General features: G+C 62.7%; 21 protein-coding genes and 1 pseudogene. 15 read left to right on the top strand and 7 right to left on the bottom strand.

Going from position 1 to position 18,676, the window contains the following annotated elements:
* Window positions 1-125: 125 nt before the first annotated feature.
* Both DUGA2_RS19940 and DUGA2_RS19935 read right to left on the bottom strand, forming a co-directional pair.
* A complete protein-coding gene (locus tag DUGA2_RS19940) occupies window positions 126-575 on the bottom strand; it encodes an ester cyclase (RefSeq protein ID WP_070271226.1) in 450 nt (149 codons plus the stop codon).
* A 10-nt stretch (window positions 576-585) separates the two neighbouring features.
* Window positions 586-981 carry an SDR family NAD(P)-dependent oxidoreductase gene (locus DUGA2_RS19935; protein WP_070271225.1) on the bottom strand — a complete coding sequence of 132 codons (396 nt, stop codon included), beginning with the start codon at window positions 979-981 and terminating at the stop codon, window positions 586-588.
* Between the two features lie 255 nt (window positions 982-1,236).
* On the opposite strand from DUGA2_RS19935, the gene DUGA2_RS19930 reads away from it, so the two are divergent.
* Window positions 1,237-1,890, top strand: coding sequence for a hypothetical protein (locus tag DUGA2_RS19930; RefSeq protein WP_141753322.1), 654 nt, complete (start codon window positions 1,237-1,239; stop codon window positions 1,888-1,890).
* A 22-nt stretch (window positions 1,891-1,912) separates the two neighbouring features.
* Here the strand turns inward: DUGA2_RS19930 and DUGA2_RS19925 are convergent, their stop codons facing one another.
* The 3 genes from DUGA2_RS19925 to DUGA2_RS34060 form a co-directional block, all read right to left on the bottom strand.
* Window positions 1,913-3,424: a YifB family Mg chelatase-like AAA ATPase gene (locus DUGA2_RS19925; protein WP_070271223.1), complete on the bottom strand. Its 1,512-nt coding sequence runs from the start codon at window positions 3,422-3,424 to the stop codon at window positions 1,913-1,915.
* Window positions 3,425-3,520: 96 nt separating this feature from the next.
* The gene (locus DUGA2_RS19920; protein ID WP_008444917.1) at window positions 3,521-3,760 is read right to left on the bottom strand and encodes an accessory factor UbiK family protein; all 240 of its coding nucleotides are present in this window, start codon (window positions 3,758-3,760) and stop codon (window positions 3,521-3,523) included.
* Window positions 3,761-3,814: 54 nt separating this feature from the next.
* Window positions 3,815-3,970 (bottom strand): hypothetical protein, encoded by a 156-nt coding sequence (locus tag DUGA2_RS34060; protein ID WP_168167803.1) that lies wholly within the window; start codon window positions 3,968-3,970, stop codon window positions 3,815-3,817.
* A gap of 68 nt (window positions 3,971-4,038) precedes the next feature.
* Here DUGA2_RS34060 and DUGA2_RS19915 point away from each other — a divergent pair, with 68 nt between their 5' ends.
* The 13 genes and pseudogenes from DUGA2_RS19915 to DUGA2_RS19855 all read left to right on the top strand — a co-directional run bounded on the left by DUGA2_RS19915 (window position 4,039) and on the right by DUGA2_RS19855 (window position 16,666).
* Entirely contained in the window at window positions 4,039-4,803 is a 765-nt protein-coding gene (locus tag DUGA2_RS19915; protein ID WP_070271222.1) for a TorF family putative porin, read from the top strand.
* An 11-nt stretch (window positions 4,804-4,814) separates the two neighbouring features.
* Window positions 4,815-5,153, top strand: a complete 339-nt coding sequence (locus tag DUGA2_RS19910) for a P-II family nitrogen regulator (protein ID WP_008444920.1) — start codon at window positions 4,815-4,817, stop codon at window positions 5,151-5,153.
* Window positions 5,154-5,164: 11 nt separating this feature from the next.
* A pseudogene (locus DUGA2_RS19905) lies at window positions 5,165-6,740 on the top strand (ammonium transporter).
* A gap of 147 nt (window positions 6,741-6,887) precedes the next feature.
* On the top strand, window positions 6,888-8,189 hold the full coding sequence (gene gshA / locus DUGA2_RS19900) for a glutamate--cysteine ligase (protein WP_070271221.1): 1,302 nt from the start codon (window positions 6,888-6,890) through the stop codon (window positions 8,187-8,189).
* Window positions 8,190-8,274: 85 nt separating this feature from the next.
* Complete coding sequence (gshB, locus tag DUGA2_RS19895) at window positions 8,275-9,222, top strand: glutathione synthase (RefSeq protein ID WP_070271242.1); 948 nt, start codon at window positions 8,275-8,277, stop codon at window positions 9,220-9,222.
* Window positions 9,223-9,282: 60 nt separating this feature from the next.
* Entirely contained in the window at window positions 9,283-9,690 is a 408-nt protein-coding gene (locus DUGA2_RS19890; protein ID WP_008444928.1) for a PTS sugar transporter subunit IIA, read from the top strand.
* A gap of 51 nt (window positions 9,691-9,741) precedes the next feature.
* Window positions 9,742-10,011, top strand: coding sequence for an HPr family phosphocarrier protein (locus tag DUGA2_RS19885; protein ID WP_008444930.1), 270 nt, complete (start codon window positions 9,742-9,744; stop codon window positions 10,009-10,011).
* 44 nt (window positions 10,012-10,055) lie between these two features.
* Complete coding sequence (ptsP, locus tag DUGA2_RS19880; protein WP_070271220.1) at window positions 10,056-11,798, top strand: phosphoenolpyruvate--protein phosphotransferase; 1,743 nt, start codon at window positions 10,056-10,058, stop codon at window positions 11,796-11,798.
* Between the two features lie 37 nt (window positions 11,799-11,835).
* Window positions 11,836-13,029: a homoserine O-acetyltransferase gene (locus tag DUGA2_RS19875; RefSeq protein WP_083296383.1), complete on the top strand. Its 1,194-nt coding sequence runs from the start codon at window positions 11,836-11,838 to the stop codon at window positions 13,027-13,029.
* Window positions 13,026-13,637: a methionine biosynthesis protein MetW gene (gene metW / locus DUGA2_RS19870; protein ID WP_070271218.1), complete on the top strand. Its 612-nt coding sequence runs from the start codon at window positions 13,026-13,028 to the stop codon at window positions 13,635-13,637. Before DUGA2_RS19875 ends, metW begins: the two co-directional genes overlap by 4 nt.
* Window positions 13,637-14,902, top strand: a complete 1,266-nt coding sequence (locus DUGA2_RS19865) for an AmpG family muropeptide MFS transporter (protein WP_070271217.1) — start codon at window positions 13,637-13,639, stop codon at window positions 14,900-14,902. The genes metW and DUGA2_RS19865 overlap by 1 nt, the downstream gene beginning before the upstream one ends.
* Window positions 14,889-15,779 carry a M48 family metallopeptidase gene (locus tag DUGA2_RS19860; RefSeq protein ID WP_070271216.1) on the top strand — a complete coding sequence of 297 codons (891 nt, stop codon included), beginning with the start codon at window positions 14,889-14,891 and terminating at the stop codon, window positions 15,777-15,779. The genes DUGA2_RS19865 and DUGA2_RS19860 overlap by 14 nt, the downstream gene beginning before the upstream one ends.
* Window positions 15,779-16,666 (top strand): pseudouridine synthase, encoded by an 888-nt coding sequence (locus DUGA2_RS19855; protein ID WP_070271215.1) that lies wholly within the window; start codon window positions 15,779-15,781, stop codon window positions 16,664-16,666. Before DUGA2_RS19860 ends, DUGA2_RS19855 begins: the two co-directional genes overlap by 1 nt.
* Before the next feature lie 10 nt (window positions 16,667-16,676).
* Here DUGA2_RS19855 and DUGA2_RS19850 read toward each other — a convergent pair whose 3' ends face one another.
* Complete coding sequence (locus DUGA2_RS19850) at window positions 16,677-17,006, bottom strand: hypothetical protein (RefSeq protein WP_070271214.1); 330 nt, start codon at window positions 17,004-17,006, stop codon at window positions 16,677-16,679.
* A 135-nt stretch (window positions 17,007-17,141) separates the two neighbouring features.
* Window positions 17,142-17,909, bottom strand: coding sequence for an exodeoxyribonuclease III (locus tag DUGA2_RS19845; protein ID WP_070271213.1), 768 nt, complete (start codon window positions 17,907-17,909; stop codon window positions 17,142-17,144).
* Window positions 17,910-17,985: 76 nt separating this feature from the next.
* On the opposite strand from DUGA2_RS19845, the gene pyrE reads away from it, so the two are divergent.
* Window positions 17,986-18,651, top strand: coding sequence for an orotate phosphoribosyltransferase (gene pyrE, locus DUGA2_RS19840; protein WP_070271212.1), 666 nt, complete (start codon window positions 17,986-17,988; stop codon window positions 18,649-18,651).
* The last annotated feature ends 25 nt before the right edge of the window (window positions 18,652-18,676 follow it).

Raw genomic sequence — 18,676 nt, 5'->3', positions numbered from 1 at the left:
GTAAGGGCATCGATCAATATAGCAGCAAGGCCAGCGAAGAGGTGACGCTTAGCGCCGGGATCGGCAGAATTTAGCACGGGCGGCGGCGTATGCTGGCCCGCATCCGCCGCCGCTGGCACGGTCGATCAAGCCTTGCAGATCAGGCCCAGTTGCTGCAGTGCCGTGACGCCGTCGTCCAGGCCCAGTTCTTCGACGATCTTGCCGTCCTTGAGGCGCAGCACGGTGGTGCCGGTGAAGCGCATCTTCCTGCCGGTTTCGGCCGGCAGCGCGCCGATCAGGAAGTCGTCGAAGGCGGGGCCGGTGTGGGTGCCGCCGCCTATCCAGCGGCCGACGACGTAGTCGCCTTCCGCGATCAGATCGGCGGCGCCGGCGAACGACAGGTCGGGGAAGGCGGCGCGGAAGTCGCCCATGAAGGCTTTGATGTCTTCGCGGCCCCGGCGCGGTTCGTGCAGCGAATATTGCAGCAGCATGTCGGGCGATGCCAGGTCGTCGACGACGGCCGGGTTGTAGTTGTCGCCCCAGAATTCGGTGAACCAGCGACCGACGATGGCTTTATTGGTTTCGGCTGTAGACATGATGGATTCCTTAAATGATCGGGTTGGGATGTGGAGCGCTTTCAAGTTCTCCAGGGCCAACGATATCGAAGCGCCGTGGAACGCGAACTCCGTTTCTTGCGCCCGACTGCGGCGGCGCGGCGTCGGTTTCGCATGCGGGATCGTGGATGCTGCCGTCGTTGTAGACGTCGTCGATGCGGCCGAACATGGCCAGCGTGGCGCGCACGGCGTGGAGCCAGCCTGCGGCGGTGGTGACATCGGCATCCAACGCGACGGCGCGGCCGCCGAGTTGGCCGGCGGCGAGCCGGCAGGCCGAATAGTCCGTACCGACCAGCGCGACGCGGGCGCCGTTGGCGATATGCGCGGCGGCCCATGCGCGGCCGACCTCGCCGTCCGCGCCGGTGACGATAAACGCTTTGCTCTTCATGTGCCCTCCTTGATTGATGGGGGCACTTTAGGATGGACGCGGGTCGCGTGAAATCCGTTCCTTGCTTTGGAATTCAGGGGACTGGCCTAAGCTGCGGATTCGTAGTTATCATGTGCATCGTCGCAGCCTTCTGCTGCCTTGAAAATTAACGGAACCGCCTTGAAATGTTCTCACTGTGGATCGTCCAATACGATCCGTGCACACTTGATTCCCAGAGTACTGGCTAAAGAAGTCCAGGTTGGCCATGCCCATGCCGTGACCAAGGCCGATGGTGCGATTTCTCAGATCAGCCAGTCCGGCATATTTGACCCGGAGATTTTATGCGGTCCTTGTGATGAAAAACTCGGCTTGCTGGAGGAAAAGGCCGCGCAGCTGCTCACCACTGTTCGCAACCAGGCAAAGGGCTTGCACGAGGGGGCGATAGTCAAGCTCCCACAGCGGGACGATGATCTGTTGCGGTTCTACGCGGCCTTGTTGTGGAAGTATTCGGTTACGCGCCCGGAATTTGGCCGTGTCGATCTCGGTAAATTTCAGGAGCCATTGCGGGCTGTCAGCTTCGGTTCCGAGACCATCCCCGAGTTTTTGGATGTTGCGCTGTTTCGCTTGCGTCTCGACCTCGACGACACTGGCGTATTCGCCTATCGCGCGCCATCTCCCGACCGGAAACACGGGATTAATTTATACCGTATTCTGGTCGGCGGCGTGCTTGCCCTTGTCAAGATCGACCGGCGGCCATGGGCGGATAGGCTCACCAGCGAGTTGGGCCTGCGAGGGAGGGGAGAAGTCCGGGTGGCGGTAGCGGCGGCTAAAGAATTCGAGGAATTCAAGATGGCGCAGAAACTCGCTCACACCAAGCCTAAAATTTCCACCTTCCTCGATAAGCAAGACAACGTGGCTTTGAATACATAGCGGTCTTGGTGCCGGCGCCCCGTCAGCGCTTGCGCAGCGCCTGCCGATACTGGATGGCTTCGCTGACGTGCGCCAGGAGGATGCGCTCGCTGCCGGCCAGGTCGGCGATGGTGCGGGCGACGCGCAGGATGCGGTGGTAGGCGCGGCCCGACCATTGGAAGTGTTGCATGCTGTGTTTCAGCTGCGCCTTGCCGGGGCGATCCGGCTTGCAATACTGGTCGATCTCGCGCGTGCTCAGGTATTGGTTGCGCTTGCCCTGGCGTTGCAGCTGGATGTCGGTGGCGGCCTGCACGCGGGCGGCGATGGTGCGCGACGATTCGCCGTCGGCATCCGCTGCCAGGATATCGGGATCGACCGCCGCCACTTCCATCTGGATGTCGATGCGGTCCAGCAGCGGACCGGAGACGCGGCCCTGGTAACGCTGGATCAAGTCGGGCGAACAATGGCAGAGACCGCTGGTGTGGCCCAGGTAGCCGCAAGGGCAGGGATTCATCGCGGCGATCAGCTGGAAATGCGCGGGAAAGTCGGCCTGCCGGGCGGCGCGTGAGATGGTGATGCGGCCCGACTCCATCGGCTCGCGCAGCACGTCCAGCACGCTGCGCGCGAACTCGGGCAGCTCGTCCAGGAAAAGCACGCCCCGATGCGCCAGCGAAATCTCGCCCGGCCTCGGCACGCTGCCGCCACCCACCAGCGCCACGCCGGACGAGGTATGGTGCGGCGAGCGGAACGGCCGGCGCTTCCAGTGCTCGATGCGGAAGTTGCCCGTCAGCGATTGCACGGCGGCGGCCTCCAGCGCTTCCTCGTCGCTCATCTCCGGCAGCAGGCCGGGAAAGCGCGCCGCCAGCATAGTCTTGCCCGCGCCCGGCGGACCGACCAGTAAAACCGAATGATTGCCCGCGGCCGCCACCTCCAGCGCCCGCTTGGCGAACACCTGTCCCTTGACGTCGGCGAAATCGGGATACTCCAGCTGCGTCACCAGCGGCGCCGATTCGTGGCGCGACAGCATGGACTCGACCGACTTGGCGGCAAAGTGGCCGCACACCTGCAATAGCGATTGCGCCGGGTAGATGGCGGCGTTGCCGACCAGCGCCGCCTCGTCGGCGTTCGCCAGCGGCAGGATGAAGGCCAGCGTGCCGCCGTCGCGGCGCGTGGCCAGCGACATCGCCAGCGCGCCGCGGATCGGCCGCAACTCGCCGGACAGCGACAGTTCGCCGGCAAACTCGTATTGATGCAGGCGGGACGAGGGGATCTGTCTGGATGCGGCCAGGATGCCGAGAGCGATCGGCAAGTCGAACCGGCCCGACTCTTTGGGCAAGTCGGCCGGGGCGAGGTTGACGGTGATGCGCTGCGCCGGGAATTCGAAACCGCCGTTCTGGATGGCGGCGCGGACGCGGTCCTTGGCTTCCTTGACCTCGGTGTCGGCGAGCCCGACGATGGTGAAGGCCGGCAGCCCGTTGGCCAGGTGCACTTCGACGCTGACCTCCTGCGCCTCCATGCCCGCCAGGGCGCGGCTTTTGAGTACGGCTAGGCTCATGGGATAGCAGACGACCAGTGAATACCAGCCGCCAGCGTAGCCCACGCCCGCCGCCGCGCTTTGCGCTAGCCCAAACGGGCGGGCACCAACACGGGTTTATTGACCTGCTTTGGCTTCCAGTTCAGCCAGGCGCGCTTCCAGCGCTTCCAGCTTGGCGCGGGTCTTGGCCAGAACTTGCGCTTGCACATCGAATTCCTCGCGCGTCACCAGGTCCAGCTTGGCAAAGCCCTGCGTCATCATGGACTTCACATTCTTCTCGATGTCCTTTGCTGGTGAGTTTTCGATGGCCTGATTGATCTTGCTTTGCAAGTCGTTGAAAAAAGTGTTCATATCCATAATATTCCTTGATCTAACCAGCGATGCGCTGCACCATTGCAGTGCACCCCGGCGTTAATGTGGTGCGAAATTCTGAAACATCACCGCCGCACCCATCCCATTCTCACACTCTTTCAAATGCGGTCCCGTTGCCGATGTTGATACGGCAGCTATCACCTCGGCAACATTAGCTGGCACGCATTCTGCTAAAGAAGCCATGAACGCTTTCATTGCTTCGCTTCACACAGGATTTTAAACCGCATCTGCTAAATAAGTTCAACTACACAAGGAAAACAATTATGAAAAGCTTGAGCAAGAACTTCACCCTGGTCGCAGCGTTGACTTTAGCATTCGCCTCCATCAGCGCCGGCATGGCGCACGCCGAGGAAGCGACACCCGCTGCCGAAGCGAAACCGGACAATGAAGTCAGCTTCAACGCGGCCATTGTCAGCGACTACCGTTACCGCGGCATATCGCAAACCCGTCTGAAACCTGCACTGCAGGGCGGCGCGGACTATACCAACAATCCGACCGGCTTGTATGCCGGTACCTGGCTGTCCACCATCAAGTGGACCAAGGACGCGGGCGGCGACGGCGATGTCGAATGGGATCTGTACGCCGGCAAACGGGGCGAGATCGTCAAGGACGTGTCCTATGACGTCGGCGGCCTCTACTACTTCTATCCTTCGAACGGCCTGCACCCGAGCGCCAATACCTTCGAATTGTACGGCCAGGTTTCCTACGGCCCTGTCTCGCTGAAATATTCGCAGTCGACGACCAATCTGTTCGGCTTTGCCGACAGCAAGAACAGCGGCTACGTCGATGCCTCGGGCAACTTCGAGCTGACCGACGGCTATGTGCTGAACGTGCACGCCGGCCATCAGAACGTAAAACATAACGGCGCTTCCAGCTACACCGATTACAAGCTGGGCGTTACCAAAGATTTCGGCGTAGTGACGGTGGCATTGGCGGCGGTCTATGCCGACACGAAAGCCTACGTCGGACCTAATGGGAAGAACCTGGCCAAAACAGGTGCTGTCCTGACCATTTCCAAAACCTTCTAAGCGAGGCCAGTATGAAAATGATTACCGCCATTATCAAGCCGTTCAAGCTCGATGAGGTCCGCGAGGCCCTCTCGGCGATCAACGTGCAAGGCATCACCGTGACCGAGGTGAAAGGCTTCGGCCGCCAGAAAGGCCACACCGAACTGTACCGCGGCGCGGAATATGTCGTGGACTTCCTGCCGAAGACCAAGATCGAAGCGGCGGTGGACGATTCCATCGTCGAGCAGGCGATCGAAGCGATCGAAGGCGCTGCCCGCACCGGCAAGATCGGCGACGGCAAGATCTTTGTGTACAACCTGGAACAAGTCATCCGCATCCGTACCGGCGAAACCGGCAACGAAGCTCTTTAAGGGGAAGATTGATGAAAAAAACTATAACAACGTTGCTGGCTGGGGTATCCATCCTGTTCGCACTCGCCGCGCCGGTGGTTGCCCAGGACGCCAAGCCGGCAGCCTCGGCGCCGGTTGCTTCGGCGCCCGCACCCGCTGCATCCGCCCCGGCCGCCTCCGCGCCTGACGCCGCAGCCGCCGCTCCTGCGGCCGCGCCAGCCGCTGCCCCGGCCGCCGCCGCGCCGGCGGAAAGCCGCTCCAGCCGCCGCACCCGCTCCCGTGCCGAATAAAGGCGACACCGCCTGGATGATGGTGTCGACCATCCTGGTCATCATGATGTCGATTCCCGGCCTGGCGCTGTTCTATGGCGGCCTGGTCCGCTCCAAGAACATGCTGTCCATCCTGCTGCAAGTGTTCACCATCTTCGCGCTGATCATCGTGCTGTGGTGCGTGTACGGCTACTCGCTGGCCTTCACCGAAGGCAACGCCGTCATCGGCAAATTCGACCGCGCCTTCCTCAACGGTATCTGGGATCCGGTCAAAGCCACCTTCTCGACCGCCGCCACCTTCAGCAAGGGCGTGGTGATTCCCGAGTTCGTGTACGTGGTGTTCCAGGCGACCTTCGCCGCCATCACCTGCGGCCTGATCGTCGGTTCCTTCGCCGAGCGCGCCAAGTTCACCGCCGTGCTGGCCTTCGTCGTGCTGTGGTTCACCTTCGCCTACCTGCCTATCGCCCACATGGTCTGGTTCTGGACCGGTCCGGACGCGATCAAGGATGCCGCCACCCTGGCAACTGAAACCGCCAAAGCCGGCTGGCTGTGGCAAAAAGGCGCGCTGGACTTCGCCGGCGGCACCGTGGTGCACATCAACGCCGCAGTGGCCGGCCTGGTCGGTGCCTACATGATGGGCAAACGCGTAGGCTACGGCCGCGAATCCATGGCGCCGCACTCGCTGACCATGACCATGATCGGCGCTTCGCTGCTGTGGGTGGGCTGGTTCGGCTTCAACGCCGGTTCGGCACTGGAAGCGGGCGACGTCGCCGCGCTGGCCTTCGTCAACACGCTGCTGGCTACCGCTTGCGCCACCATGTCCTGGCTGCTGGGCGAGTGGATCGTCAAAGGCAAGCCTTCGATGCTGGGCGCCGCTTCGGGCGCTGTTGCCGGCCTGGTGGCCATCACCCCGGCCTGCGGTTATGTCGGTCCGATGGGCGCGCTGGTCATCGGCCTGCTGGCTGGTATCGTCTGCCTGTGGGGCGTGAACGGCCTGAAACGCCTGCTGGGCGCTGACGACTCGCTGGACGTGTTCGGCGTGCACGGCGTCGGCGGCATCCTGGGCGCGCTGCTGACCGGTGTGTTCGCTTCGCCGTCGCTGGGCGGCCAGGGCGTGTTCGACTACGTCACCAACAAGATGTCGGCCGATCCTTACTCGATCGTCACCCAGGTAACGACCCAGGCTACCGCCGTCGGCACCACCGTCGTCTGGTCGGCCGTCGTGTCGCTGATCGCCTACAAGCTGGTCGACATCGTCATCGGTCTGCGCGTACCGGAAGAAGAAGAGCGCGAAGGCCTGGACATCACCAGCCACGGCGAGTCCGCCTACCACGCTTGATGCTTTATTGGTAACGTAATACCGCCCGTTGCTACGGGCAAAGAAAGAAGCGCCTCCAAAAGAGGCGCTTTTTTCATTTCCTGCCTTTAAAATACAGTTTTCGCCCTGATTTGGGCTATCTGCACGGTAATAGCTAAGGAAGTAACCATGGTTCCCCATCTCGTCACGGCCCTGACCGGACCGCTGCTCGACCTCGAAGAAAAAATTCTGGCCGCAACGCCGGCCATTGAGCGCTGGTTCCGCCTGGAGTGGCAAGAGCACACGCCGCCGTTCTATTGCTCCGTCGACATGCGCAACGCCGGCTACAAGCTGGCCCCGGTCGATACCAATCTGTTCCCGGGCGGCTTCAACCACCTGGCGACGGAAATGTTGCCGCTGTCGGTGCAGGCGGCCATGGCGGCCATCGACAAATACTGCCCGGACGCCCGCAACCTGCTGCTGATCCCGGAAGTGCAACAGCGCCATCCGACCTACTGGCAGAACGTCGCCCGGCTGATGCAGATCTTCCGCCAGACCGGCCTGCACGTGCGCCTGGGTTCGCTGTCGCCGGAAATCACCCAGCCGACGCCGCTAGCGCTGCCTGACGGCAACATGCTGGTGGTCGAGCCGCTGGTGCGCTCGGCCAACGGCCGCCGCCTGGGCCTGAAGGATTTCGACCCGTGCACGATACTGCTGAACAACGACCTGTCGGCCGGCATTCCTGACATTTTGCAGAACATCCACGAGCAAAGCCTGCTGCCGCCGCTGCATGCCGGCTGGGCCGTGCGCCGCAAGGGCAACCACATGAACGCCTATGACGAGGTGGTCAAGAAGTTCGGCAAGCTGATCGGCGTCGATCCGTGGATGCTCAACCCCTTCCACGCCAAGTGCGACGCCGTCAACTTCCGCACCGGCGAGGGCTACGATTGCCTGGCCGCCAATATCGATGCGCTGCTGTCCAAGATCAAGAAGAAGTACAAGGAATACGGCATCAAGGACCAGAAGCCGTTCGTGATCGTCAAGCCGGACGCCGGCACCTACGGCACCAGCATCCTGACCATCAAGGATTCCAGCGAAATCAAGGATTTGAGCCAGGCCCAGCGCGACAAGATGATCGTCGTCAAGGATGGCAAGGAAGTGACCGACTTCATCATCCAGGAAGGCGTGCCGACCTTCGAGAGCATCAAGGACGCGGTGGCCGAGCCGGTGGTCTACATGATAGACCGCTACGTGGTGGGCGGCTTCTACCGCGTGCACGCGGAAAAGGGCATCGACCAGAACCTCAACGCGCCCGGTTCGCAATACGTGCCGCTGGCCTTCGCCCAGCAGCACGCGGTGCCGGATTTGAAGGCCAAGCCGGGCACGGCGGCGCCGAACCGTTTCTACGTCTACGGCGTGGTGGCGCGGCTGGCCCTGCTGGCGGCGTCGCTGGAAATGGAACGCACCGATCCGAATCCGGAAGTCTACTAATCCCCACGGGAGCGGCCTGGTCCGCTCCCCGGTGCCGCCGGCGAATCTCGGCTAAAATCAGGCATTACCCAGAATGGATGCGCCCATGAAAATAGCTTTCCTCGCCGATCCCTTGTCGACCTTCAAGACCTACAAGGATTCGACCTACGCCATGATGGTGGAAGCGGCCAAGCGCGGCCACACCGTCTACGCCTTCGAGCAAAAAGACATGGCGCTGGACAGCGGCGTGGTCTACGCCAACGCGGCCGCAATCACCATCACCGGCGACAGCCACGACTGGTATCGCGCGGCGCCCGCCCATGAAACCAATCTGGGCGAGTTCGACGCCATCATCCAGCGCAAGGATCCGCCGTTCGACATGGAGTACATCTACGGCACCTACCTGCTGGAGCTGGCCGAGCAGCAGGGCGCCAAGGTGTTCAACAAGCCATCCGCGATCCGCGACCACAATGAAAAGCTGTCGATTGCCCAGTTCAGCCAGTTCACCTCGCCGACGCTGGTGACGGCCGACGAGGCCCGCATCCGCGCCTTCCAGAAGCACCACGGCGACATCATCCTCAAGCCGCTGGACGGCATGGGCGGCGCCGGCGTGTTCCGCGTGACGGCCGACGGCATGAACCTCGGCTCCATCATCGAAACGCTGACCGACAACGGCGCCCGCACCATCATGGCGCAGCGTTACATCCCCGAGATCGTCAAGGGCGACAAGCGCATCCTGGTGATCGCAGGCAAGCCGGTGCCGTACTCGCTGGCGCGCATCCCGCAGAACGGCGAAGTGCGCGGCAACCTGGCGGCCGGCGGCGTTGGCGTGGCGCAGCCGCTGACCGAGCGCGATTATGAAATTGCCAATACCCTGGGGCCGATACTGGCCGCCCGTGGCTTGTTGCTGGTAGGATTAGATGTTATTGGCGATTGCTTAACAGAAGTCAACGTCACCAGTCCAACCTGCTTCCAGGAAATCACCCAGCAAACGGGCTTCCAGGTGGCGGCGATGTTCATCGACGCCGTCGAAGCGGCCGTGCAGGCACAATAACGCATCATTAACACGCGCCGGACGCCAAAAAACGTCCGCGCTCACTGGCGGTTTAAGAATATGGTTGGCATACTGCTTATGACGCACGCACCACTGGGACAGGCCTTCATTGCCGCCTGCGCCCATGTGTTCCGTGGTCCCACCGAGCGGCTGGAGGCGATCGACGTGATCGCCGACCAGGACCTCGGCGAAGTCCAGGCTCTGGCGGCGGCGGCGATCCAGCGTCTGGACGAAGGCGACGGTGTGCTGGTCATCACCGACGTCAAAGGCGGCACGCCCGCCAATTGCTGTAACCGTCTGGCGGACGCCGGCCGGGTGGAGGTTATCGCGGGCATCAGTTTGCCGATGCTGCTGCGCGCCATCACCTACCGCCGCGACACGCTGGACGTGGTGGTCGAAATGGCCCTGGCTGGCGCGCAGAGTGGGGCGGTGCGCGTCGATAACCGCATCCGGGTTGGGCAACCCTGACTCCGGACTTTATTTTTTGCAGTGCGCATTTCTGATTGAGACAAAAGAAAAATGATTCAACAAGAACTTGAGATTATCAACAAGCTTGGTTTGCATGCGCGTGCCTCCGCCAAATTCACCCAACTGGCAGCAAAATTTCAAAGCGACGTCTGGCTGACCCGCAACGCGCGCCGCATCAACGCCAAGTCCATCATGGGCGTGATGATGCTGGCCGCCGGCAAGGGCGCCAAGGTCACGCTGGAAGCCGACGGCGCCGATGAAGGCGATTGCATCGCCGCGCTGACGGCGCTGGTCAACGACAAGTTCGGCGAAGGCGAGTAATGCCTGCGGAACGCAGCCGCCCACGTACCCCCACAGGTCCGCCTATGGCTTCCTTCACCTTGCATGGCATCCCGGTTTCGCGCGGCATCGCCATCGGCCGCGCCCACAAGCTGGCGCCGGCGGCGCTGGACGTCAAGCACTACCTGGTGGCGGAAGAGCATCTGGAAGCGGAAGTCTCGCGCCTGCAGCAGGCGCTGGCCCAGGTGCACAAGGAACTGCAAACGCTGTGGAACGAACTGCCGAAGGACGCGCCCACCGAGCTGGGCGCCTTCATCGACGTCCACGCGCTGATCCTGTCCGACCCGATGATCTCGGAGGCGCCGCTGGACATCATCCGCGCCCGCCACTACAACGCCGAATGGGCGCTGCTGACCCAGATCGACGAGCTGTCGGCGCAGTTCGACGAAATCGAAGACCCCTATCTGCGCGAGCGCAAGGCCGACATCCAGCAGGTCGCCGAGCGCGTGCTGAAGGTGTTGATGGGCACCGCCCAGATCCTGCCGGCCACCGCCGGCGAGGACGGCTTCCAGGCGCAGATGATCATCGTCGCCCACGACATCTCGCCCGCCGACATGCTGCAATTCCGCGACCGTTCCTTCATCGGCTTCGTCACCGATGTCGGCGGCCAGAACTCGCACACGGCCATCGTCGCCCGCAGCCTGGACATCCCGGCGGCGGTCGGCATGTCCGGCGCCTCGACCCTGATCGAGCAGGACGACTGGCTGATCATCGACGGCGACGCCGGCGTGGTGATCGCCAACCCGAGCGCGCTGGTGCTGGAGCAGTACCGCGAACGCCAGGGCGCCGCCGCGCGCGCGCGCAAGAAGCTGCAAAAGCTGAAGAAGACCCCGGCCATCACCAAGGACGGCGTCGAGATCCAGCTGATGGCCAACATCGAGCTGCCGGACGATTGCCCGGCCGCGATGGAGGCGGGCGCCAACGGCGTCGGCCTGTTCCGCTCCGAGTTCCTGTTCATGGGCCGCAACAGCAAGATCCCGTCCGAGGACGAGCAGTTCGAGCAGTACAAGAAGGCCGTGGTGGCGATGAAGGGCCGCCCGGTGACGATACGCACGCTCGACATCGGCGCCGACAAGCCGCTCGACCAGAGCGAGCACACGGCGCTCAATCCGGCGCTGGGCCTGCGAGCGATCCGCTACTGCCTGGCCGAGCCGCAGATCTTCCTGACGCAGCTGCGCGCCATCCTGCGCGCCTCGGTGTTCGGCAAGGTGCGCATCCTGATCCCGATGCTGGCGCACGCCTTCGAGATCGACCAGTCGCTGGCGATGATCGCCCAGGCCAAGGCCGAGCTGCGCGAGCAGAACGTCAAGTTCGACGACGATGTCGACGTCGGCGCCATGATCGAAATCCCGGCCGCCGCGCTGGCGCTGCCGATGTTCGTCAAGCGCATGGACTTCCTGTCGATCGGCACCAATGACCTGATCCAGTACACGCTGGCGATCGACCGGGTTGATTATGAGGTCGCACACCTTTACAATCCGCTGCATCCGGCTGTGCTGCAATTGATCTCGATGACGATTGCGGCCGGGCATAAAGCCGGGATCGACGTGGCCGTGTGCGGCGAAATGGCGGGCGACGTCAAGCTCACCCGCCTGCTGCTCGGCATGGGGTTGCGCGAGTTTTCGATGCACCCGGCACAGCTGCTGTCGGTCAAGCAGGAAATCCTGAACAGCGACCTTGCGCGCATCGTGCCGCAAACCCGCAAGATCATGCGCTCGATGGAACCCAACGTAATTGCAGACGCGGTCGAACAATTGCAGTTGATGTAAGTCGGTGGGACCCATCCTCGCGGTCCCACCTTGATAGATGGCCCGCGGGGCCGACCCCTATAAAAACCAAACCACAATGCCATCCTTAGGACACGTTACTCCGCAAACCATGCATTTCGCGCAGCCGCTGCCGCTGCAAAGCGGCGCGTCGCTGCGCGACTACATGTTGATGTATGAAACCTACGGCACCCTCAATGCCGACAAATCGAACGCGGTGCTGGTCTGCCACGCGCTCAACGCTTCGCACCACGTGGCCGGCGAATACGAAGGCCAGCCGAAAAGCCAGGGCTGGTGGGACAATATGGTCGGCCCGGGCAAGTCGCTGGACACCGACAAGTTCTTCGTCATCGGCATCAACAACCTCGGCTCCTGCTTTGGCTCGACGGGACCTATGCACGTCAATCCCGCCAGCGGCAAGCCTTATGGCGCGGCCTTCCCGGTGGTCACGGTGGAGGACTGGGTCAACGCCCAGGCCCGCCTGGCCGATGAACTGGGCATCACGCAGTTTGCCGCCGTCATGGGCGGTTCGCTGGGCGGCATGCAGGCGCTGGCCTGGTCCATCATGTACCCGGACCGCCTGCGCCACTGCGTGGTGATCGCCTCGACCGCCAAGCTGTCGGCACAGAACATCGCCTTCAACGACGTGGCCCGCCAGGCCATCCTGTCGGACCCCGACTACCACGGCGGCGATTTCTACGAACACGGCGTGGTGCCGAAGAACGGCCTGCGCGTGGCGCGCATGGTCGGCCACATCACCTATCTGTCCGACGACGACATGGCCGAGAAGTTCGGCCGCAAACTGCGCGATTCCGCAGAGGCGGGCGACTACAAATTCGGCTTCGGCGTCGATTTCGAAATCGAATCCTACCTGCGCTACCAGGGCGACAAGTTCAGCGAATACTTCGACGCCAACACCTATCTGCTGATCACCAAGGCGCTCGACTACTTCGACCCGGCGCGCGCGCACGGCGGCGACCTGGCCAAGACGCTCAGCCACACCAAGGCCAAGTTCTTCCTCGCCTCGTTCACCACCGACTGGCGCTTCTCGCCGGAGCGCAGCCAGGAGATCGTGCAGGCGCTGATCAGCAACCGCCGCCAAGTGACGTACGCGGAGATCGATGCGCCGCACGGCCACGACGCCTTCCTGCTGGAAGACCAGCGCTACATGAACCTGGTGCGCGCCTACTACGAGCAGGTGTGGAACGACATTAACAAGGAAGCGGCAGCATGAACTTCAACGATTTAAGCAGCGCCCGGCCGGACCTGGCCTTCATCGCCCACTGGGTGCCCGAGAACGCGCACGTGCTCGATGTGGGCTGCGGCGATGGCGTCATGATGGACTACCTGCAAAGCGACAAGCAGTGCAGCGGCTACGGCATCGAGATCGCCGACGACAAGGTGCTCGATTCGACCAAGCGCGGCGTGCGCGTGATCCAGCAGGACATGGAGAACGGCCTGGCCCTGTTCGGCGACAACAGCTTCGACACGGTGCTGTGCCTGTCGTCGCTGCAGATGATGAAGCACGTGGAGCCGCTGTTGCGGGACATCGTCCGCGTTGGCAAGGAGGCGATTGTATCGTTCCCCAACTTCGCCTACTGGCCGCACCGCGTAGCCTTGCTGAAGGGCCGCATGCCGGTGTCGGAGTCGCTGCCGTACGAATGGTACGACACGCCCAACGTGCGCTGCGCCACCATCAACGACTTCCGCGACCTGGCGGTGGAGTGCGGTCTGGAAGTGATCGACTGCGTGGCGCTGGCGGAAGGCCAGCGCGTCTCCTTCCTCCCCAACCTGCGCGGCGACCTCGCCGTGTTCCGACTGCGTAAAAAGGCAAACCACTGATGACCATCCAGGAACAGCAACCGAGCGCGCGCGGCTGGCGCACCTACCTGAACGGCCGCACCGTCTCCATCCTGTTCCTGGGCTTCAGCTCCGGCCTGCCGCTGTACACGCTGATCTACCTGATGCAGGCGTGGCTGGCCAAGTCGGGGCTGGACGTGAAGGCGCTGGGCCTGTTCGCGCTGGTGACGTTCCCTTACACCTTCAAGTTCCTGTGGGCGCCGTTCATGGACCGCTACGCCATCGGCTCGCTGGGCCGCCGGCGCGGCTGGATGGCGTTGACGCAGCTGGCGCTGTTCCTGGTGATCGGTGGCCTGGGCATGCTGGACCCTAAACTGGAACTGACGCTGATCGCCGGCGCCGTGTTCCTGATCGCCTTCCTGTCGGCCAGCCAGGACGTGGTGATCGATGCCTACCGCCGCGAGATCCTGAGCGAGAACGAGCAGGGCCTGGGGGCGGCCATCATCGTCAACGCCTACAAGGCCGCCAGCCTGATACCGAGCGCGCTGGGGCTGGTGCTGGCGGACAGCATGCCGTGGCAGGCCGTGTTCTGGATCGTCGCCGCCTTCATGCTGCCGGGCTTCGTCTGCACGCTGCTGTCCAGGGAGCCCGCCGTGTATGGCGCGCCGCCCAAGAACCTGCAGGAAGCCGTGGTGCTGCCGTTCCGCGAGTTCGTCCAGCGCGACGGCTGGAACCAGGCCTTGCTGATCATCGGCTTCGTGCTGCTCTACAAAATCGGCGACAGCATGGCGACCGCGCTGTCGACCAAGTTCTTCCTCGATATCGGCTTCACCACCAAGCAGATCGGCCTGGCGGCCAACGCCACCGGCTGGTGGGCGGCGCTGGCCGGCGGCGCCGTCGGCGGCATCTGGATGATCAAGCTGGGCATCAACCGCGCGCTGTGGGTGTTCGGCGTGCTGCAGGCGATCGCCATCCTGGGCTTCGCCTGGCTGGCCAAGACCGGCCCCGATCCGCTGCTGCTGAGCGCAGTCTTCGGCTTCGAAGCCTTCGCCAGCCTGGGGCTGGGCGCTGCGGCGCTGGTGGCCTTCATGTCGCGCGCCACCGATCCGCGCTACACTGCCACCCAATACGCTTTATTTTCCAGCCTGGCCGCGGTGCCGCGCACATTCATCAACTCCTCGGTAGGTTATATTGTGGCGGAAACCGGCTGGTTCTGGTTCTTTATTGTGTGCTTCATCCTGGCGTTTCCTGCCATGATGATGCTGCCTAAAATCGCCCCATGGAATACCAGGAATGAAAAAGCTTAAATTAAACGCCGCCTTGCTGGCGCTGGTCTGCTGCGCCGGCACCATCGCGCCCGTGGCCGCAGGCGGCCAGGACGACGGCATCCCCGTCAGCAGCATGTCGCGCCTGCGCGGCCTGGGCGGCGACGCCCGCCAGTTCGACCAGCAATCGAAGCTGCAATACGACCAGATGCTGGCCCAGGCCCACCAGAAGGACGCCGTCGCCACCGAGCGCAACCCGCAGCTGATACGCCTGCGCGCCATCGCCAAGCGCCTGATCCCGTTCACCGCTCGCTGGAACCCGGACTCCGCCAACTGGAAGTGGGAAGTCAACCTGCTCAATTCGCCGACGGTGAACGCCTTCTGCATGCCGGGCGGCCGCATCGCTTTCTACAACGGCATCCTGACCAAGCTCAATCTGACCGACGACGAAGTGGCGATGGTCATGGGCCATGAGATCGCCCACGCGCTGCGCGAGCACGCGCGCGAGCAGGCGGGCAAAAATACGGTGACTCAGGTGGGATCGCGTATCTTTGGCGCAGTCACCTCTGCATATCTGGGTGTCGACCCGCGCCTGGGCGACGCCGCCGCTGGCTTGTTTTCGCAGGGAGTCGCCTTGCACTTTTCGCGTGAGGACGAAAGCGAGGCGGATTTGGTCGGCCTCGATTTGGCGGCAAGGGCCGGCTTCGATCCGCGCGCGGGCGTGGCACTGTGGGAGAAAATGAGTGCGATCAATAAGGCGCAGCCGATCAGCTTCCTGTCTACCCACCCAACCGGCAAGGATCGCATCGCCAATATGAACAAGAATATGCCGTTGGTGTTGCCGGTGTATGCACGCGCCAAAGGGCTCGATCCGCAGCAGCTGGCGCCGTACCACTCGCTCGCGCTGCCCAGGTCCTAATGGCGGCGGCGCCTCTGCCCATGCGCGACGGTGTCGCGCCCAGCTATCTGTGGCTGCCGGAAGGGCAGTGGCCGGACCTGCTGACCTTTCTGGTGGCGCGCTATCCCGACGTGACGGAAGCCGATTGGCGCGCACGCATGGCGCGCAATGACGTGGTGGATGGCGATGGCAATCCGCTGTCGCCGCACAGCGCCTACAAGCGCGGCATACGCATCTTCTACTACCGCGAGCTGGAGGCCGAGACGCCGATCCCGTTCGAGGAAGAAGTGCTGTTCATGGACGAGCATCTGGTGGTGGTCGACAAGCCGCACTTCCTGCCCATGATACCGACCGGCCGTTTCCTGCATGAGACGCTGCTGGTGCGCCTGAAGAAAAAGCTGGGCGAGCAGGACTTGACGCCGATCCACCGGCTCGACCGCGAGACGGCCGGCGTGGTGATCTTCTCGCGCCGCCAGGAGAGCCGGGGTGCGTACCAGTCGATGTTCCAGAAGCGTGTGATCGAGAAGGAGTACGAGGCGCTTGCGCCGCGTCTGCACGGCCGCGAATTTCCCTTTACCTACCGCAGCCGCATGGTGGACGGCGACAAGTTCTTCATCATGAAGGAAGAGCCGGGCGAGCCGAATTCGGAAACGTTGATCGACGTCATCGAGCACCGCGCCGACTGCACCTTGTACCGGCTGCATCCGCACACCGGCCGCAAGCACCAGTTGCGACTGCATCTGGCGTCGCTGGGCATCCCCATCATCAACGACGCGTTTTATCCGGTGGCGTTGCCGTGCAAGCAGGACGACGTCTCGCAGCCTTTGAAACTGCTGGCCCGCCGCATCGCCTTCACCGACCCGCTGAGCGGCGAACCGCGCGAATTCCGCAGCCGCCGCAGCTTATAGCGCCAGATGCTTACATATCGAAGAAATCAGGCATATCCATCGGCATCTTTCCGCCGCCACCGCCTACGATGGTGATGGGCTGCATGGCCTCACCCATCTTGCTGATATAGCCGCCAGACAGCTCGCCGACCCGGTCGTCGATCATAACGCTACTACCTACGGCGGTTCCGTGATCCCACCACGTTATGACGCTGATGCTGCTTCCACTGTCGGGGTCAACGCTATACGAACTCGTGATGATTGCTTCTTTGCCGTTTTCTTCCAGGCGGTTGATGGTGTAATCGGTATTGGAACCTTCACCTTCAATCGTATAAGTCGCGGACATTTTGTCTATTGGCATGCTCTTGTTCCTAGGTAACTGTTTCCAAATTGAAACAAGTTAACTATAACAAAAGATTTCATTTTGTGTAATGGCGCGGCTACTTTTTTGTTGTGCGACTCCACAATGCCCTTGCGGTGTCACGGTAATTCCGCGTCAGGAGTAAGTGATGGTCAGCGGCGCGTGGTCGGAGAATTTCTCTTCCTTGTAGATCGCGACCGTGGTGGCCTTGGCGGCGATGCCGGGGGTAGCGACGTGGTAGTCGATGCGCCAGCCGACGTTCTTCGCATACGCCTGGCCACGGTTGCTCCACCACGTGTACTGCTCTTCGCGCGGATCGAGGCCGCGGTGCACGTCGACGTAGCCGACTTCGTCGAAGATGCGCGTCATCCACTCGCGCTCTTCCGGCAGGAAGCCGGAATTCTTCTTGTTGCCCTTCCAGTTCTTCAGGTCGATCTCTTTATGGGCGATGTTCCAGTCGCCGCAGATGACCACTTCGCGGCCTTCGGCGTGCAAGGCTTGCAGGTGCGGCAGGAACAGGTCCATGAAGCGGAACTTGGCTTCCTGGCGCTCCGGACCCGACGAGCCGGACGGGCAGTACACGGAAATCACCGTCAGATTGCCGAAATCGCAACGAACATAGCGGCCTTCGGCGTCGAACTCCGGCGAACCGAAGCCGATCACCACGCGGTCCGGCTCGACCTTGCTGTAGACGCCGGTGCCGGAATAGCCTTTTTTCTCGGCATAGTGGAAATGGCCGTGGTAGCCGCCCGGATTGAGGAATTCCGGCGTCATGTCCGGCGCTTGCGCCTTCAGTTCCTGGACGCAGACGAAATCGGCGTCCTGGTTGGCCATCCATTTGAAAAAGCCCTTGCTGGAGGCGGAGCGGATGCCGTTCAGGTTGGCGGAGATGATTTTTGGCATGGCGGTATCGGTGCGTAAATTTTGGAATGCGTTAGTGTAGCGTTAAAATACAGGCACTTTACAGAAATGAGGCATTATGAATAACTTACGTCAGGAATTTATCGCGTTTTCGGTCCAGACCGGTGTATTGCGCTTCGGCGACTTCACCACCAAGGCCGGGCGCCAGTCGCCGTACTTCTTCAACGCCGGCCTGTTCCATGACGGCGCGACGCTGGCCCAGCTGGCCCAGTTCTACGCGCAGACGCTGCTCGATTCCGGCGTCGAGTTCGACATGCTGTTCGGCCCCGCCTACAAGGGCATCACGCTGGCCTCGGCCACGGCGGTCGCGCTGGCCGGCAAGGGCCGCAACACCTCGTTCGCCTTCAACCGCAAGGAAGCCAAGGACCACGGCGAAGGCGGCACCATCGTCGGCGCCAAGCTGCAGGGCAAGGTCGTCATCATCGACGACGTGATCTCGGCCGGCACCTCGGTGCGCGAATCGGTGGACATGATACGCGCCGCCGGCGCCGAACCGTGCGCCGTGCTGATCGCGCTGGACCGCATGGAGCGCTCGGGCAAGGACGGCCAGCTGTCGCCGAACTCGGCGGTGCAGGAAGTGGCCAAGGCCTACAACATCCCGGTGATTTCGATCGGCAACCTGGACGACCTGTTCAGCTACCTGAACGGCGCCGGCGCCGACCCGCAGCTGTTGCAATACAAGGACGCGGTGGCCGCCTACCGTACCCAGTACGGTATTGCCTAACCGGCCATATTGCTAGACTTTGAAA

The organism is Duganella sp. HH101, from assembly GCF_001758795.1.
GTDB lineage: Bacteria > Pseudomonadota > Gammaproteobacteria > Burkholderiales > Burkholderiaceae_D > Rugamonas > Rugamonas rivuli.
Note: the sequence above shows the minus strand (reverse complement) of the source record. Positions and strands in the feature narration are given on the sequence as shown.

Bases quoted from the DNA above. Each gene is read 5' to 3' on its own strand.
- DUGA2_RS19940 (WP_070271226.1), bottom strand. From the start codon at position 575: ATGTCTACAGCCGAAACCAATAAAGCCATCGTCGGTCGCTGGTTCACC.
- DUGA2_RS19935 (WP_070271225.1), bottom strand. From the start codon at position 981: ATGAAGAGCAAAGCGTTTATCGTCACCGGCGCGGACGGCGAGGTCGGC.
- DUGA2_RS19925 (WP_070271223.1), bottom strand. From the start codon at position 3,424: ATGAGCCTAGCCGTACTCAAAAGCCGCGCCCTGGCGGGCATGGAGGCG.
- DUGA2_RS19920 (WP_008444917.1), bottom strand. From the start codon at position 3,760: ATGGATATGAACACTTTTTTCAACGACTTGCAAAGCAAGATCAATCAG.
- DUGA2_RS34060 (WP_168167803.1), bottom strand. From the start codon at position 3,970: ATGAAAGCGTTCATGGCTTCTTTAGCAGAATGCGTGCCAGCTAATGTT.
- DUGA2_RS19915 (WP_070271222.1), top strand. From the start codon at position 4,039: ATGAAAAGCTTGAGCAAGAACTTCACCCTGGTCGCAGCGTTGACTTTA.
- DUGA2_RS19910 (WP_008444920.1), top strand. From the start codon at position 4,815: ATGAAAATGATTACCGCCATTATCAAGCCGTTCAAGCTCGATGAGGTC.
- gshA (WP_070271221.1), top strand. From the start codon at position 6,888: ATGGTTCCCCATCTCGTCACGGCCCTGACCGGACCGCTGCTCGACCTC.
- gshB (WP_070271242.1), top strand. From the start codon at position 8,275: ATGAAAATAGCTTTCCTCGCCGATCCCTTGTCGACCTTCAAGACCTAC.
- DUGA2_RS19890 (WP_008444928.1), top strand. From the start codon at position 9,283: ATGGTTGGCATACTGCTTATGACGCACGCACCACTGGGACAGGCCTTC.
- DUGA2_RS19885 (WP_008444930.1), top strand. From the start codon at position 9,742: ATGATTCAACAAGAACTTGAGATTATCAACAAGCTTGGTTTGCATGCG.
- ptsP (WP_070271220.1), top strand. From the start codon at position 10,056: ATGGCTTCCTTCACCTTGCATGGCATCCCGGTTTCGCGCGGCATCGCC.
- DUGA2_RS19875 (WP_083296383.1), top strand. From the start codon at position 11,836: ATGGCCCGCGGGGCCGACCCCTATAAAAACCAAACCACAATGCCATCC.
- metW (WP_070271218.1), top strand. From the start codon at position 13,026: ATGAACTTCAACGATTTAAGCAGCGCCCGGCCGGACCTGGCCTTCATC.
- DUGA2_RS19865 (WP_070271217.1), top strand. From the start codon at position 13,637: ATGACCATCCAGGAACAGCAACCGAGCGCGCGCGGCTGGCGCACCTAC.
- DUGA2_RS19860 (WP_070271216.1), top strand. From the start codon at position 14,889: ATGAAAAAGCTTAAATTAAACGCCGCCTTGCTGGCGCTGGTCTGCTGC.
- DUGA2_RS19855 (WP_070271215.1), top strand. From the start codon at position 15,779: ATGGCGGCGGCGCCTCTGCCCATGCGCGACGGTGTCGCGCCCAGCTAT.
- DUGA2_RS19850 (WP_070271214.1), bottom strand. From the start codon at position 17,006: ATGCCAATAGACAAAATGTCCGCGACTTATACGATTGAAGGTGAAGGT.
- DUGA2_RS19845 (WP_070271213.1), bottom strand. From the start codon at position 17,909: ATGCCAAAAATCATCTCCGCCAACCTGAACGGCATCCGCTCCGCCTCC.
- pyrE (WP_070271212.1), top strand. From the start codon at position 17,986: ATGAATAACTTACGTCAGGAATTTATCGCGTTTTCGGTCCAGACCGGT.